This window comes from Stutzerimonas sp. FeSN7 (assembly GCF_030263795.1).
GTDB lineage: Bacteria > Pseudomonadota > Gammaproteobacteria > Pseudomonadales > Pseudomonadaceae > Stutzerimonas > Stutzerimonas stutzeri.
In genome coordinates this window covers 3,772,189-3,787,189 of sequence record NZ_JARPMN010000001.1, presented here as the reverse complement: position 1 = coordinate 3,787,189, position 15,001 = coordinate 3,772,189, and the positions used below count along the sequence as shown (strand labels likewise).

Genomic DNA, 15,001 nt, shown 5'->3' with positions numbered 1-15,001 from the left:
AAACAGGAGTTCGTCGTATGCAGCGTTTTATCCGCCTTCCACGGGAGGCCACATGTTCACCGGAATAATCGAAGCCATCGGCACCATCCGTGCGCTCACACCCAAGGGCGGCGACGTCCGCGTGCTGGTCGAAACCGGCAAGCTCGATCTGGGCGACGTCAAGCTGGGCGACAGCATCGCCGTCAACGGCGTCTGCCTGACGGCGGTGGAGCTGCCGGGTAACGGCTTCTGGGCCGACGTCAGCCGCGAAACTCTGGCGCGCACCGCCTTCATCGATCTCAAGGCCGGCAGCCGGGTCAACCTGGAAAAGGCCCTGACCCCCACCAGCCGCCTCGGCGGTCATCTGGTCAGCGGCCATGTCGATGGTGTCGGCGAGGTCGTGGCGCGGGAAGATAATGCCCGCGCCGTGCAGTTCCGCATCCGCGCGCCGCGCGAGCTGGCCAAGTACATTGCGCTGAAGGGGTCGATCACCGTGGACGGCACCAGCCTCACGGTCAATGCGGTCAATGGCGCCGAATTCGAGCTGACCATCGTGCCGCACACCCTCGGCGAAACCATCATGGCCGACTACCGCCCCGGGCGGCAGGTGAACCTGGAGGTCGACCTGCTGGCGCGTTACCTGGAGCGCCTGATGATGGGCGACAAGGCCGCCGAACCCAAGGCCTCGGGGCTCACCGAAGGTTTTCTCGCCGAGCACGGCTACCTGAAGAATTGAGGAGACGCCCGATGGCGCTCAATACCGCTGAAGAACTGATCGAAGACATCCGCGCCGGCAAGATGGTCATCCTCATGGATGACGAGGATCGCGAGAACGAGGGCGACATCATTGTCGCCTCCGAGTGCGTGACCGCCGAGCACATCAATTTCATGGCGCGCTTCGCCCGCGGCCTGATCTGCATGCCCATGACCCGCGAACGCTGCGAGCTGCTCAAGCTGCCGCTGATGGCGCCGCGCAACGGCTCGGGCTTCGGCACCAAGTTCACCGTTTCCATCGAGGCCGCCGAAGGGGTGACCACCGGCATTTCCGCGGCTGACCGCGCGCGTACCGTGCAGGCCGCGGTGGCGAAGAACGCCAAGGCCGAGGACATCGTCAGCCCCGGCCACATCTTTCCGCTGATGGCGCAACCGGGCGGCGTGCTGGCGCGTGCCGGCCACACCGAGGCTGCCTGTGACCTGGCGCGCATGGCCGGGTTCGAGGCCAGCGGCGTGATCTGCGAGATCATGAACGACGACGGCACCATGGCGCGCCGTCCTGAGCTGGAAGTCTTCGCCGAGCAGCACGGGCTGAAGATCGGCACCATCGCCGACCTGATCCACTACCGCATGATCCACGAGCGCACCGTGCAGCGGGTTTCCGAGCAGCCGCTGGAAACCGAGCTGGGCCAGTTCAACCTGGTCACCTACCGCGACGGCGTCGAGGACACCGTGCACTTGGCACTGACCCGCGGTGAGATTTCCCCGGAAGAGCCGACCCTGGTGCGCGTGCACAACATGGAGCCGCTGCGTGATCTGCTGCTGGTCACCGTGCCGGGGCGCTGGAGCCTGCGCGCTGCGATGAGCGAGGTGGCCAAGGCCGGCAAGGGCGTGGTGCTGCTGCTCGGCAATCCGCTCACCGGCCCGCAGCTGCTGGCGCAGCTGACCCGTCAGCAGCCGCCGACCCCGGCCACCTACAGCACCGTCGGCGCCGGTTCGCAGATCCTGCGTGACCTGGGCGTGCGCAAGATGCGCCTGATGAGCGCGCCGATGAAGTTCAACGCGATATCCGGCTTCGATCTGGAAGTTGTAGAATACCTCCCGGCCGAATAAATCAGAGGCGCCGCGCAGTCCGCGGCGCCTTCGTTCTTTAAAGAGATGAGAAAGCACCCATGCCCCTGAAGACCATCGAAGGAACCTTCATCGCCCCGCAGGGCAAATACGCCCTGGTCGTAGGCCGCTTCAACAGCTTCGTCGTCGAGAGCCTGGTCAGCGGCGCGGTCGACGCGCTGGTTCGCCACGGCGTCAGCGAAAACGACATCACCATCATCCGCGCACCGGGTGCCTTCGAGATTCCGCTGGTCGCGCAGAAGGTCGCGCAGCAGGGTGAATACGACGCCATCATCGCCCTCGGCGCGGTCATCCGCGGTGGCACACCGCACTTCGAATACGTCGCTGGTGAGTGCACCAAGGGCCTGGCCCAGGTCTCCATGGAGTTCGGCGTACCGGTCGCCTTTGGCGTGCTGACCGTCGATTCCATCGAACAGGCCATCGAGCGTTCCGGCACCAAGGCCGGTAACAAAGGCGCCGAAGCCGCACTCTCCGCACTGGAAATGGTGAGCCTGCTGTCGCAGCTGGAGGCGAAGTGAGCCTGAATCACGACGATAGCCAGGACGCTCCGCAGCCCAAGGCCAAGGGCAAGATCGCCACGCGCCGGGTCGCTCGCAGCCTGGCGATGCAGGCGTTGTATCAGTGGCACATGGCCGGTCAGAGCCTCAACGAGATCGAGGCGCAGTTCCGCGTCGACAACGATTTCAGCGGTGTCGACGGTGCCTACTTCCACGAACTGCTCAACGGCGTGGCGCGCAAGAAGACTGAGGTCGACCAGGCCATTGCGCCGAATCTCGACCGTCCGCTGGACGAGCTCGATCCGGTGGAGCTGGCCATCCTGCGCCTGTCGACCTACGAGCTGATGCAGCGCATCGACGTGCCGTACCGCGTGGTCATCAACGAAGGCATCGAGCTGGCCAAGGTCTACGGCGCCACCGACGGACACAAGTTCGTCAACGGCGTGCTGGACAAGCTGGCCCCATCGTTGCGCAGCGCCGAAGTGCGCAACCACAAGCGCTGAGGGCCGCTCGCCTTGCTGGGTGAGTTCGAGCTGATCCGTCACTACTTCGCCGCCGCCGCTTGTGCCAGGGCCGGCGGCGAAGTCGTTCTCGGCATCGGCGATGATTGCGCCCTGCTGCAGATCCCCTCCGGTGAACAGCTGGCCGTGTCCACCGACACCCTGGTCGCCGGCGTGCATTTCCCCGATCCCTGCGATCCGTTCCTGCTCGGCCAGCGCGCCCTGGCCGTCGCCGCCAGCGACCTGGCCGGCATGGGCGCCACACCCATCGGCTTCACCCTTGCCCTGAGCCTGCCGAGCGGCGATCCGCTCTGGCTCGCCGAGTTCGCCCGCGGACTGGATGCGATGGCGCTCGACTGCAGCCTGCGTCTGATTGGCGGCGATACCACCCGTGGCCCGCTGAGCCTGACTGTCACCGTGTTCGGCCGCGTGCCGTCCGGGCAGGCACTGGTTCGGTCCGGCGCGCAGGTAGGCGATCTGCTCTGCGTCGGCGGCGTGCTGGGCGAGGCAGCCGGCGCGTTGCCGCTGGTGTTGCGGCAGGCCGAAGCCGATGCGCATGTCGCTGAACACCTGCTGGCGCGTTACTGGTCACCCCAACCGCAGCTGGCCCTGGGCGAGGCGCTACGAGGCAAGGCCACGGCGGCGCTGGATATCTCCGACGGCCTGCTGGCTGACTGCGAGCATATTGCCAAGGCATCAGGCGTCGCGCTGCAGATCGAGCGTGATCGGCTGCCGTTGTCCGAGCCGCTGCGCCGTTTCGCCGGCGACGCCGAAGCGCTGCGTTGCGCGCTGGCTGGCGGCGACGACTACCTGCTGGCCTTCACCCTGCCGCCTGCCGAGCTGGCGCCGCTGCAGGCTGCCGGCTGGCCGGTGCAGGTCATCGGCCGGGTGATGGCAGGGGAGGGTGTTCAGCTGATCGATGCAGCGGGCAACGAAGTGCCCGTCTCCGAGCGGGGCTACAACCATTTCAATGCGTAAGCGCCGCTGCGAGAGCAGCCGCTTGCCTCCGACCCGATAAGGAACGCTGTTTTGACTGATACCTCACCGGTCGCGGCGAAGCCGCAAACCCTGGTCTGGTCCAACCCCTGGCACAACCTGGCGTTCGGCTTTGGCTCCGGGTTGATGCCCAAGGCGCCGGGCACCTGGGGTTCGCTGGTAGCGCTGCCGTTTGTGCCGCTGTGGCAGTTGCTGCCAGGCTGGGGCTATCTGCTGATGCTCGGCCTGACCATGCTGTTCGGCGTCTGGCTGTGCGGCAAGGTGGCGCGCGAGCTCGGCGTGCACGACCACGAAGGCATCGTCTGGGACGAATTCGTGGGTATCTGGATCACCTTCTGGCTGGTGCCGGAGGGCTGGTACTGGCTGCTGCTCGGCTTCGTGGTGTTTCGCGTGATGGATATCGCCAAGCCGTGGCCGATCAGCTGGGTGGATCGGCATATCCATGGCGGGGTGGGCATCATGCTCGACGATATCCTTGCCGGGGTCGCCGCCTGGGCGGTCATGCAGGGGCTGGTGGCGCTGTTGGTTTGATTGTGCGTCCGGTCGCTGCAGGCCGCTGACGGTTGGTGGATGATCGGCGGCTCCGGTCCGGGCGGCCAGGTTTCGAGGAAGGAATAGCCATGCGTAGCATCCCCGTTCTGTTCGCCGGCCTGTTGCTGCTGCCCGCGCTGACACAGGCCGCCTCAATGGTGCAGGTGGTCGGGCTGTTTCCCGGTGCGGCGGTGGTCAACGTCGACGGCCAGCGCAAGCTGGTCAAGGTCGGGCAGACCGGGCCGGGCGGCGTTCAGGTGGTCAGTGCCGATGCCAGCGGCGCGGTGCTGAGGGTCGACGGCGTCGAGCGGCACTACAACCTGAGCCGCGAATACAGCGGCGCCTACGCGGCGCCGAGCAAGACCCAGCTGAGCGTGGCCAAGGGTACCGGCGGCCATTACTGGATCGCCGGTGCGATCAATGGCCAGCCGATCCAGTTTCTCGTCGACACCGGCGCCACCTCGGTGGCGATCAACGAGCACCAGGCCCGCCGGCTGGGCATCGACTACCGCGTCAACGGTCGGGCGATGGTAGTGAGCACTGCCAGCGGCACGGCCAAGGCCTGGCGCGTGCACTTGAACAGCGTCAAGGTCGGGGCGATCGAAGTGCTCGGCGTCGAGGCTGTCGTCGTCGAGGGCGGTTCGCCCACCGACGCGCTGCTCGGCATGAGCTTTCTCGGGCGCGTCAGCTGGCGCGAGGAGCAGGGCGTGCTGGTGCTGGAGTCGAAGACGACCTGAGCGCCGACCGGGTTGCCGGTCTGGACGGCAGTATCGGCGCGCTCGTCGGCGAAACTCTCGCGCCTGATTCGCCCGCAGTTAGTGTTACAATGTCCGCTTTTCTGCCGCCTGGGATTTCCGCCCGTGTCTGTCGTGTTCGTCGCCGCTTCCCAACTGCCGACGCCGTTCGGCGTGTTCACCATGCATGGTTTTCTCGACCAGGACACTGGCAAGGAACATGTCGCGCTGACCCTCGGCGATGTGGCCGATGGCAAGCCGGTGCTGGGGCGTCTGCATTCCGAATGCCTGACCGGCGATGCGCTGTTCAGCCTGCGCTGTGACTGCGGCTTTCAGCTGGAAGCGGCGCTGCGCGCGATAGCCGACGAAGGACGCGGCGTACTGCTTTATCTGCGCCAGGAAGGCCGTGGTATCGGCCTGCTGAACAAGATCCGCGCCTACGAGCTGCAGGATGCCGGCGCCGATACCGTCGAGGCCAACGAGCGCCTGGGCTTCGCCCCGGACATGCGCGACTACGGTATCTGCCTGCCGATGCTCGAGCATCTGGGCATCGGCGAAATCAAGCTGATGACCAACAACCCGCGCAAGGTCAAGGCGCTGCAGGGCTTCGGCATCCGCGTGGCCGAGCGCAAACCGCTGCAGATCGCGCACAACCCGCACAACCGCAAGTATCTCGCGACCAAGGCCGGCAAGCTCGGTCATATGCTCGGCGAGATCCACCAGGGCGAAGCCGAGCAGTCGTGAGCCGCGTCGCCGCCCGCCGCCAGCTTGCGCGTGACGGCTGGCTGCATACGCTGCTGATGGTGCTGCCTGTGTTGGTGCTCGGGCGCGCATCGGTGGTGTTTGCCGATTGGGGGCTACCGCTCTTCGCTGCTGGCATGGTTTCGCTGTTCTTCAGCCTGCGGGCCTTCACCGCCTTCAAACACGCACTGATCGCCACCGAGCAGGCGCTGGACAGTCCTGCCGAGGCGGAAGCCTGGGCGCGTTTGCGCCGCGTTCGCCGACGCGGCCTGTTGATCGCGTCGCTGCCGGCCTGGTTCGCGGCCGCCGGGGCTCTGCTGGGCATGGAGTCGGTCGCCCGCCTGTTGCTGGTATTCGGCAGCCTGGTGCTGCTGGTGCTCTACCGTATTCCGCGGCAGCTGCACTGATGCGTCTCCTGCTGCTGGCCGCCCTGGCACTGCTGGCTACGTTGCCTGCGGTTGCCGCGCAGCGGGTCGTAAGCCTGGCGCCCTCGCTCAGCGAAATCATGCTGGAACTCGATGCCGTAGACCGCCTGGCCGGTGTGCTGGACGGCGGCGAACGTCCCGCTGCCCTGGCTCAGGTACCGTCGGTGGGGCGTTATGGACAGGTGGAGATGGAGACCTTGCTCAGCCTGCGCCCCGATCTGGTCCTGCTCTGGCCGGACAGCGTGCCGCGCAGCCAGCGCGAGCAGCTGCAGCAGTTCGGTATTCCCGTGCTGGTTGTCGAGCAAACCCGTCTCGAAGGGCTGGCCGAGCAGTTCGTCGTGGTAGGTAATGCCGTGGGCCGCGCCGAACAAGGCGAACGACTGGCCGAGCGCTTTCGTACAGGACTCGCCGAGTTACGCAGCAACTACACGCGCGCCGAGCCGCTGCGGGTGTTCTATCAGATCTGGAATCGCCCGCTGTATACCCTCGGCGGGCAGCAGATCATCAGCGAAGCGATCGAGGTGTGTGGTGGGCAGAATGTTTTCGCCGACCTGACCTTGGCGGCGCCGCAGGTCAGCATCGAAGCCGTGCTTGCCCGTGATCCTGAAATCATTCTGGCCGGTAGCGGTGCGCAGCTGGATGAGTGGAAGGCCTGGCCGCAGCTCAGTGCAGTGCGCAGCGGTCGCCTGCTTGAAGTGCCCGACAAGGGGCTGGAGCGGCCAAGCTTCCAGATGCTGGGTGCGATCCGGAAGCTCTGCCAGGTGATGGCGGCAGCGCCCTGAGCGGGCGCGTCGGTAGCGATTACAGCGAGGGAGTCCAGGTGACGGAGACTAGGGCGGTGCGGCCTTCACCCATGTACTCGGCGCCAGTCCAGTGGATGGCTCGGGTGTACTCCTTGTCCAGAACGTTGTCGACTTTGAGTCCCAGGGTGATTTCCGGGGTTGCCTGCCAGCTGCTGCGCAGGCTCAGCAGGCCATAACCAGGCAGTTCCTCAGTGTTGGCGAGTGTGTCGTAGCTGCGGCTGAATGCCTGCCAGGTGGCGCCGATACCGATGTCACCGAGTTGGCGATCGAGATCCAGGCTGAGGGTGCGCTTGGCGCGACGGGGCAGGGTGTGGCCGCTGTCGCGATCGCGCGGATCGATGATGCTCAGGGCGGCGCTGCCCTGCCAGCCAAACAGCTCTTGCTGCAACGAGGCCTCGAAGCCATTTATGCGTGCTTTCTGTACGTTGCGCGGAATGTCGACGAAGACGATGGCGTCTTCAATGTCGGTGCGGTACAGCGAGGCTTGCAGAAGTGTCTTCTCTGCCAGTTGGCTACGCCATTGCAGTTCGTAGGTTTTAGAGCTTTCAGGCTTTAGGTTCGGGTTGGACGAACTGGAGCAGCCGAAGGAAGGATCACAGAAGTCTGGCCAGTACAGATTGTTGAACGTCGGTGCACGGAAACCTTCCGCATAGGACAGGATCAAGTCGTTATCGGCATCGAGGTGATAAGTCAGTGCACCATTGAAGGTGTTCTCGCTGCCGAACTGTTCGTTCTTGTCATGACGCAGGCCGAGCTCGGTCGAAAAAACTTCACCCTGCCAGCTGTGTTGGACGAACAGCGCCTGATTCCAGCGCTCGTCTTCATCGTATTGAGTGTCGCTATTGAGCGAGTCCATATGCCAGTCGAAGCCGAGCAACAGGCTCTGGCCGCTGCCCAGGGCCAGTGTGTTCAGCCAACTGGCCGAATCGCGATAAGTGCTGAACGGGCCGCTCAGGCTGACGTCATCCGCACGCTCGATATAACGGTTTTCGCTATGACCCAGTTCCACGCGGGACGTCCAGCGTTCGTTGATATTGGCGCTGAGAAAACCCGAATAGCTGCTCAGCTGAAAGTCCGAGTAGGGATAAGCGCCGTAGCTACCGTAATCGAATTCGCTTTCGCCACGTTGGTCCAGCACGCTGAAACCACCTTCCAGGCGCTCGTTGAAGCGATGGTTGAGGTTCAGCGAGAAGGCATTGTTGCGGTAGGCGTCGTGGTCACTGTCGGGACGCACACGGCTGTCCGTATGGTTGATACCACGGGTGTCGTCGGCGCTGGCGCTGAGGCTGAAACGGGTGCTTTCGTTGCCGCCGGAAAGCCCCAGGCTGCGCTCCCAGGTATTGCGGCTGCCGTAACCCAGACGCAGGCGGGGATTGAGTCCTTCGCCACTGGCGCGACGCGTGAAAATCTGAACGACCCCGCCAATGGCGTCGGCGCCATAGACCGCCGAGCGTGGACCGCGCAGCACTTCGATACGCTCGATCTGTTCGACGTTCAGGTACTCCAGTGGCGAGCCACCAGCGGAAGCTGATCCGATCCGTTGGCCATCCACCAGCACCAGGCTTTGGGCGCTGCTCGTGCCACGTATGAAAAGGCTGCTGCTGGTGCCGCGCCCGCCATTCTGAATGACTTGCACACCGGGTACACGGTTGAGCAGTTCGCTCACGCTGGAGGGCTGTAGCCGGTCGATATCCTCGCGGGTGAACACCGTGCTGGCAGCACTGCTTTCGCTGCGCTGCTGCACGTCACGGTTGGCCGTGATCAGAGTATCGGACAGCTTTAGCGCGTCCTCGCGGGACGATGTCTGGGCGAGCGCCAGGCCGGGCGTCAGGGCGATGGCCAGGGCCAAACGGGACAATTTCATCGGTAAGAAATCCTCAAAAGATCGCAGACTTTTGAGGAGGGCAGGAACAAGCGCGAGGATGACGGGCAGCAGCGCTTGACGGTGCTGCCCTCCGCAACACCAGTCGAATCCGTCAGGCCGGTCTCCGGGCTTTCGACACGCATCACGCTCACCTTCCCATGTCGGAACACAGTGGCTGTCGAGCGGACGGCGATTCCTGAGGATCGCGGTCGATTACCGTTGCGGGGGCAGCGCCGGCCTTGCTCTTCGAGCGCACCGGCTTCCCGTTTAATGCGGACCTTGCGGTCGTGCACACCTGGGCGGATAAGAAAACGCGCGAACCTTACGGCCGATGCTGGCGAAACACAAGCGGACCGATGGCCGCAAGCCTGTCAGCGCCGGGTCTGCGACGGCGGCAAGGTCGCGCCTGAAAGCGCGACCGCTAGGACGGCCCGCCGACGATCTTCAGCCCGCTCTGCCCGTTGCCCTGGCGCTGCACCTGAATCTGCACCGGGATGCGTTCGTGCATCTCGGCCACGTGGCTGATCACTGCCACCTTGCGGCCCTGGGCTTGCAGCGAATCCAGCGCGTCCATGGCGATCTGCAGCGACTCGGGATCGAGGCTGCCGAAGCCCTCGTCGATGAACAGCGATTCGATCCTGAGCTTGCTCGACGCCATCGAGGCCAGGCCCAGTGCCAGGGCCAGCGAGACGAGGAAGGTCTCGCCGCCGGACAGCGAATGCACCGAGCGCAGCTCGTCGCCCATCTCGGTATCCATCACCAGCAGGCCCAGCGGACTTCCGCCGCGCTTGAGCCGATAACGGCGGGCCAGCTGACGCAGCTGCACGTTGGCGTGCTGCACCAGAAGATCCAGGTTGTAGGCCTGGGCGATCTTGCGGAAGGCGCCGCCGTCGCTCGAGCCGATCAGCGCGGCGATGCGCCCCCAGCGCTGCATTTCGGCGCGCGCCTCGCCGATCTGTGCCAGCAACGCCTGGCTCTGGCGGCGGCGCTTGTCGTCGTCGAGCAGCTGAGCACGGGTTTCCGCGCAGCGCTGGTCCGCCTGCTCGCATTGCTGCAGTTGCTCGGCATGGCGCTGCTGCAGCCGTTCGATGTTCGGCGTTTCGGCCTGCTGCTGTTTGTGCATGTTCAGACGATTAAGGCAGCCATCCAGCCGTTCGCGGCAGCGGGTCAGGGTTTCGGCGTTCTGCTGCAGGCGCTGGCGCGCCTCGGCCAGCAGCGCGTCGTCCATCTGCAGCAGCTGGGCGAGGGTGGTGTCGTCCAGCGCCGGATGGGCGGTGCGCCAGGCGCCCAGTTCCGCGTTCAGCGCGTCGCGTTCCTGCTGCAATTCGGCGTGGCGCTGGCGGCAGTTCTGTTGCTCGCTGTGCAGGCGCGTCAGGCCAAGCTTGCTCTCGTTGAGCTGCTGATCGATCCCGGCCTGGGTTTGCCGCGCAGTCTGGATGGCCGCGTCCAGCTGATGTTGCCAGGCGCTGGCGCTGCTTTGCTCGCCAAGGCTGGTCCGCAGCGCCTGCTGGCAGGCGAGCAGAAGCTTTTCGCGCTCAGCCAGCCGCACGCTGCAGCCTGCCTGTTTCTCCTGGCGATGGCGCTGTTGCAACTGTTCGTCGCTGCGGCGCTGTTCGCCCTGGCGAAGCTCCTCGCTCAGCTCGGACTGCGCCTGCAGCTGCTGAAGCCGCGTGGCGATGCTGGCGTCCAGCTGCATAAAGGTCTGCGCCGGGTCTTCGCGCCAGCGCTGCAGTTGCTCGACGGGCAGCAGTTCGGCGAAGGCCGCCAGCTCCTCGTCAAGTTGTTGGCTGTCGCGGGCCAAGGCATCGCGCTGGCGCGCGAGCCGTTGAGTCGCCTCGACACAGGCCTCGCGCGCGGCCTGCCAGGCCTGCTGCAGGGTTTCGCTGCGCTGTTGCAGGGCGAGCAGTTGCTGCTGAAGCTGGCTGGCGCTGGCGATCTGGCCTTTGAGAGTCGTCAGCTGCGTTTCCAACCATTGCGAACGCTCGGCTTCAGGCTGCTCAAGCAATCGTGCGTGCGCGGGCAGAGCGAGCAGGCGCGGCGCCAGGGCCTGCAGCTGCGCGTCGACTTCGCTCTGGCGCTGCTGGGTCTGGCGCAACTGTGTGCTGAGCGCGACATGGCGATCGCGCAGCTCCTGCAGGCGCTGGTCCTGTTCCTGTAACGCCTGCTGCGCGCGCGCGGCCTCGCTGTCGTCGTGCCGAGCAAGGCTGGCAACCAGCGCATCGGTCTGCTGCCAGGGATGCTCGTGGCTGCCGCAGACCGGGCAGGGCTCGCCGGGCACCAGTGCCGTGCGCAAAGCCTCGACATTCTCGCTGCGCGCCAGACGCTGGCGCTCGAGCACGGCAAGGGTGACCGTGAGCGCCTGCTCGGCCGCATCTCGATCGATGCGGACCTGTTTGCCCAGTGGTACCAGGCTGTCCAGTTCGGCCTGCTGTTCGGTGGCGGCGTCCAGCAGTTCGCGTCGGCTGGCTTCGAGCGCACGCTGCTGCGACCAGAGCTCGCGCAGTGCCTCGGTTTCGCGCTCGGCCTGGCGCCAGTCGTCGAGCTGTCGATGCAGTCGGGCCAGCTGTTCGGCCAGCCCGACGTCGCTGTCGCGCTCGCGTTGCAGGTCGTCCAGCGCCTCGCGGGCCACATTCTGCTGGGTTTCGGCAGCCTGGGCCTGCGCTTCCAGCGCGGGGAGCTCGCGCTGGCCTTGCTGCAAGCGTGCCGCCAGCTGGACGGCCTGTTGCAGACGCGGACGGTAACCGTCCCATGCCGCACAGAGTGGTTGCAGGGCTGCACTCGTTTCGAGTGGCTGTGCCAGCGCCGCGAGCTGTTCGGCGGTGCGCTGTTGCTGTTGCTCGAGCTGTTTGAGCGTTGCCTCGCCGGCGCTGGCCGCGGCATCGGCCTGGATGCTTTCTTCGCGGATCAAGGCGAGGTCGGCGTTCAAATGCTGCAGGCGTTCTTCTTCACGGCGCGCCTGGACGAGCCGCGGCTCGGCGTCCTGGCGCGCCTGTTCGGCCGAACGCAGTTGCTCGCTGGCGGCGCTGCATTGGCTCTGCAGCTCGGCCAGGCGCTGCTGCACGGCCTGTTCCTCATGCTGCAGGCGCGCCAGGCTGTCGGCGGCCTTGCCCAGCAGCGGGCCGAGATCCTGCAGGCGCAGGAAACGATGGCGTTGCGGCGCCAGTTGCTCGAACAAGTCGAGGATGCGCCGGGCCTCGGCGAGGTTTTCGCGCTCGTCTTCGGCATCCTGCAGTTGCTGGCATGCCGCTTCGCGCTCGTTTTCCAGGCGCTGCAGTTCGCTGAGCCATTGCCGCTGCGCTTCCAGCGCCTTGAGCTGCTGCTGCAGCGCTTTCAGTTCGTCGAGCTGAGCCTGATGTTCGCGCTCCAATTCGTCACGCTGCTCCGGCTCCAGTGGCTGCAGGCCGCCGGCCTGCTGCTCCAGACGGGCGAGGCCTTCCTTCGCCTCCTTGGCGGCCTCGAAGGCGGCCTGGCCGAGGCGGCTGTAGAGGCCGGTATCGGTGAGCTTTTCCAGGAGGGTGCCGCGCTCGTTGTCGTCGGCCTTGAGGAAGGCGGAAAATTCGCTCTGCGCCAGCAGCACGGCGCGGGTGAACTGGGCCAGGGTCAGCCCAAGGCGGGCTTCGAGCAATTCCTTGAATTCGCGCTTCTTGCCGCTGGCCAGGAGCGTGCCGCTGTCGAGATCCGTAAGGCTCTGGCTGCTGGCCTGCAGGCGGCCGTCGATCTTCTCGCGGGCGCGCTTGACCTCCCAGCGTGCGCGGTAGCGGTGACCGTCGACGCCGACGAAATCGACCTCGGCGTAGCCGCTGCCGCAGCCGCGGCGCAGCAGGTTGCGCTCGTCGCCACCGCCGATCTCGGCATCCACCTCGGGCACCTTGTTCAGCGGCGAAACGCTGTCGAGCCGCGGCGTGCTGCCGAACAGCGCCAGGCACAGGGCGTCGAGAATGGTGCTCTTGCCGGCACCGGTGGGCCCGGTGATGGCGAACAGCCCGGCGCTGGCCAGGGGTTCGGCGGTGAAATCGATGACCTGCTCACCGGCCAGCGACGCCAGGTTCTTCAGGCGGATGGCGAGGATTTTCATCGGTCATCCTCCGTATGAGCGAACTCGACCCGTTGCAGCAGCGTGGCGAAATCGTCCAGCGCCTGTTCATCCGCCGGGTTGCCGTACTGTTCTTCCCAGGCGCGGGCGAACAGTTCCTGCGGGGTGATCTGGTCGAGGCCGAGCAGCACGTCCGATTCCGTCTCGCCGCGCCGGCCCGCGTACTCGCTGGCGATGCGCACCAGTCGGCAGGCCTTGCCGGTTATCGCGGTTTCGATGCGCTGGCGCAGGTCCGGCAGCGGTTCGTCGAGCAGCACGCGTACCTCCAGCCAGGGCAGGTGTTCGTCAAACAGGCCGGTGGGCGGCAGCGCCTCCAGCGCGGCGATCACCTCGGCCAGCGGAGCGCGGCCGATGCGGATCATCTCCACCGCACGCGGCACCGGCAGGCTTTCGACCTGCGCCAGCTGCTCGCCGTCGAGTTCGACCAGCAGCACCTGATGCGGGTAATTGACCTCGGCGAAGGACAGCGGCAGTGGCGAGCCGCTGTAGCGGATGCGCGCCTGCCCGGCGACCTGCTGCGGCTTGTGCAGGTGGCCGAGGGCGACGTAGGCGACGGACTCGGGAAACAGGCTGGCCGGCAGGGCCTCGGCATTGCCGATGACGATATTGCGCTCGGACTCCTCCGACACCGCGCCGCCGGCCATGTGCGCATGGCTCATGGCAACCAGCGCCTGGCCGGGCTGGCGCACGGCCTCGGCGGCGGCGATGAGGCGTTCATGCACCTGGCGAATGCCGGCCATGTAGTCGTCGCCCAGCGTCATTCCGGTGACCTCGGCCGGGCGCAGGAAGGGCAGGGTGAGGCACCAGGCGGCGGTGTTGCCAGCGGCGTCGTGCAGCGGCACCAGCAGCCGCTGGTGGTCCAGCTGGCCCTCGGCGACCCAGCTGATGCGGCCGACGGCATGGGCATTGAGGCGCTTCATCAGCGGCGCCGGCAGCTCGATGCGCCCGCCCGAGTCGTGGTTGCCGGCGATCATCACGATGTCCAGCTGCGGGAGCTTTTCGTGGGCGCGGACGATGAAGTCGTAGAGGCGCTCCTGGGCCTTGAGTGGCGGGTTGACCGTGTCGAACACGTCGCCGGCGATCAGCAGGGCGTCGGCGCGGTGGGTGATCAGCTGGTCGAGCAGCCAGGCGAGGAACTGCGCGTGTTCGTGGTCGCGGTCCTGGCCGTGGAGTGTCTGGCCGAGGTGCCAGTCGGAGGTGTGGATCAGGCGCATGGGCTTTGGGCTCTCGTTGAGCGAAGGTGGGCGCGCCGTGACGTTGGGACGGGACGCAATTTGTTTGGAGATTTTGGTGGGGCGGAGCGCAATGCCCGGTGTCTGGGTGTGGCGCTTTCCGTAGGGTGGAAAACCGCGCAGCGTTTTCCACCTTGTTGGGCGCCTATGCCTGCGAACGGCGCAGCGCTTTCCTCGGCCGGAACTACAGGTCGCGCCTTGCACGGCGCGTCACTTTCTCTTGTCTCGCCAAGAGAAAGTAACCAAAGAGAAGGCGACCCCGGCATCCGGGTTTTGCTTCGCAAAACTTCCCTCCCTCCGGCGCTGCTCCGGGGGCCGTCGCGAAGGGACGTCCCTGTCCCTTCGCTCCTCGCTCGGCGTCCATGCCTCGCGTCCCCCTGCGCAGCACCTCCACTCGGCCTTCTGACGGGGGCTGGAGTCCGAGCCGACTGGAAGTTTCTAAACGGGTCCGTAGCGTGGGTAACGCGAAGCCCATCCACTGGTCTGCAAATTAAGCCGCGCTGGCCCGGCAAAAACTTGCTTGAAGCCTGCGGTGGAAAATGCTGCGCAGTTTTCCACCCTACATCACCGGCGAGACATGGGGGCAGAGCTGTCTGTAAGTCTCCGGCGGTAGTCCCAGCATGATGTTTCTTGCACGAACGAGCAGGCGGCACCAGTCGCCCCTTCAGGAGGGTGAGCGGAGCCGTCGTGGAGAGGGGCGAGCGGCATGGATGCCGCGAGAGCCGTAAAGGGCCATGGAGGGCCCTTGTACGGCGGCCCTC

Annotated in this window: 13 protein-coding genes and 1 riboswitch; of the genes, 10 read left to right on the top strand and 3 right to left on the bottom strand. The window is 66.0% G+C overall.

Annotated elements, in window-relative coordinates; translation table 11 throughout:
- Window positions 1-52: 52 nt before the first annotated feature.
- The 10 genes from P5703_RS18025 (at window position 53) to P5703_RS17980 (ending at window position 7,030) form a co-directional block, all read left to right on the top strand.
- Complete coding sequence (locus P5703_RS18025; protein WP_011912026.1) at window positions 53-715, top strand: riboflavin synthase; 663 nt, start codon at window positions 53-55, stop codon at window positions 713-715.
- A gap of 11 nt (window positions 716-726) precedes the next feature.
- Entirely contained in the window at window positions 727-1,806 is a 1,080-nt protein-coding gene (gene ribBA, locus P5703_RS18020) for a bifunctional 3,4-dihydroxy-2-butanone-4-phosphate synthase/GTP cyclohydrolase II (RefSeq protein WP_218422232.1), read from the top strand.
- A 59-nt stretch (window positions 1,807-1,865) separates the two neighbouring features.
- Window positions 1,866-2,342 carry a 6,7-dimethyl-8-ribityllumazine synthase gene (gene ribH, locus P5703_RS18015; RefSeq protein WP_011912028.1) on the top strand — a complete coding sequence of 159 codons (477 nt, stop codon included), beginning with the start codon at window positions 1,866-1,868 and terminating at the stop codon, window positions 2,340-2,342.
- The gene (nusB, locus tag P5703_RS18010) at window positions 2,339-2,824 is read left to right on the top strand and encodes a transcription antitermination factor NusB (RefSeq protein WP_011912029.1); all 486 of its coding nucleotides are present in this window, start codon (window positions 2,339-2,341) and stop codon (window positions 2,822-2,824) included. The genes ribH and nusB overlap by 4 nt, the downstream gene beginning before the upstream one ends.
- Before the next feature lie 12 nt (window positions 2,825-2,836).
- A complete protein-coding gene (gene thiL, locus P5703_RS18005) occupies window positions 2,837-3,799 on the top strand; it encodes a thiamine-phosphate kinase (RefSeq protein WP_279641329.1) in 963 nt (320 codons plus the stop codon).
- Between the two features lie 51 nt (window positions 3,800-3,850).
- Complete coding sequence (locus tag P5703_RS18000; protein WP_011912031.1) at window positions 3,851-4,348, top strand: phosphatidylglycerophosphatase A family protein; 498 nt, start codon at window positions 3,851-3,853, stop codon at window positions 4,346-4,348.
- An 89-nt stretch (window positions 4,349-4,437) separates the two neighbouring features.
- A complete protein-coding gene (locus P5703_RS17995) occupies window positions 4,438-5,085 on the top strand; it encodes a retropepsin-like aspartic protease family protein (protein ID WP_014595800.1) in 648 nt (215 codons plus the stop codon).
- 123 nt (window positions 5,086-5,208) lie between these two features.
- Window positions 5,209-5,826 (top strand): GTP cyclohydrolase II, encoded by a 618-nt coding sequence (gene ribA / locus P5703_RS17990; RefSeq protein ID WP_017244894.1) that lies wholly within the window; start codon window positions 5,209-5,211, stop codon window positions 5,824-5,826.
- Window positions 5,823-6,230, top strand: a complete 408-nt coding sequence (locus P5703_RS17985) for a hypothetical protein (protein WP_019406521.1) — start codon at window positions 5,823-5,825, stop codon at window positions 6,228-6,230. The genes ribA and P5703_RS17985 overlap by 4 nt, the downstream gene beginning before the upstream one ends.
- A complete protein-coding gene (locus P5703_RS17980; RefSeq protein ID WP_125882538.1) occupies window positions 6,230-7,030 on the top strand; it encodes a cobalamin-binding protein in 801 nt (266 codons plus the stop codon). Before P5703_RS17985 ends, P5703_RS17980 begins: the two co-directional genes overlap by 1 nt.
- Window positions 7,031-7,049: 19 nt before the next feature.
- Here P5703_RS17980 and P5703_RS17975 read toward each other — a convergent pair whose 3' ends face one another.
- The 3 genes from P5703_RS17975 to P5703_RS17965 form a co-directional block, all read right to left on the bottom strand.
- A complete protein-coding gene (locus tag P5703_RS17975) occupies window positions 7,050-8,915 on the bottom strand; it encodes a TonB-dependent receptor domain-containing protein (RefSeq protein WP_020306653.1) in 1,866 nt (621 codons plus the stop codon).
- A gap of 98 nt (window positions 8,916-9,013) precedes the next feature.
- Window positions 9,014-9,230, bottom strand: a riboswitch (cobalamin riboswitch).
- A 106-nt stretch (window positions 9,231-9,336) separates the two neighbouring features.
- Window positions 9,337-12,990, bottom strand: a complete 3,654-nt coding sequence (locus P5703_RS17970; RefSeq protein WP_279641328.1) for an AAA family ATPase — start codon at window positions 12,988-12,990, stop codon at window positions 9,337-9,339.
- Window positions 12,987-14,222 (bottom strand): exonuclease SbcCD subunit D C-terminal domain-containing protein, encoded by a 1,236-nt coding sequence (locus P5703_RS17965; protein WP_279641327.1) that lies wholly within the window; start codon window positions 14,220-14,222, stop codon window positions 12,987-12,989. The genes P5703_RS17970 and P5703_RS17965 overlap by 4 nt, the downstream gene beginning before the upstream one ends.
- Window positions 14,223-15,001 lie beyond the last annotated feature (779 nt).

What these genes read in the sequence shown, in the direction of transcription:
- P5703_RS18025 (WP_011912026.1), top strand. Translation starts at nt 53, where the DNA reads ATGTTCACCGGAATAATCGAAGCCATCGGCACCATCCGTGCGCTCACA.
- ribBA (WP_218422232.1), top strand. Translation starts at nt 727, where the DNA reads ATGGCGCTCAATACCGCTGAAGAACTGATCGAAGACATCCGCGCCGGC.
- ribH (WP_011912028.1), top strand. Translation starts at nt 1,866, where the DNA reads ATGCCCCTGAAGACCATCGAAGGAACCTTCATCGCCCCGCAGGGCAAA.
- P5703_RS17995 (WP_014595800.1), top strand. Translation starts at nt 4,438, where the DNA reads ATGCGTAGCATCCCCGTTCTGTTCGCCGGCCTGTTGCTGCTGCCCGCG.
- P5703_RS17980 (WP_125882538.1), top strand. Translation starts at nt 6,230, where the DNA reads ATGCGTCTCCTGCTGCTGGCCGCCCTGGCACTGCTGGCTACGTTGCCT.
- P5703_RS17975 (WP_020306653.1), bottom strand. Translation starts at nt 8,915, where the DNA reads ATGAAATTGTCCCGTTTGGCCCTGGCCATCGCCCTGACGCCCGGCCTG.
- P5703_RS17970 (WP_279641328.1), bottom strand. Translation starts at nt 12,990, where the DNA reads ATGAAAATCCTCGCCATCCGCCTGAAGAACCTGGCGTCGCTGGCCGGT.
- P5703_RS17965 (WP_279641327.1), bottom strand. Translation starts at nt 14,222, where the DNA reads ATGCGCCTGATCCACACCTCCGACTGGCACCTCGGCCAGACACTCCAC.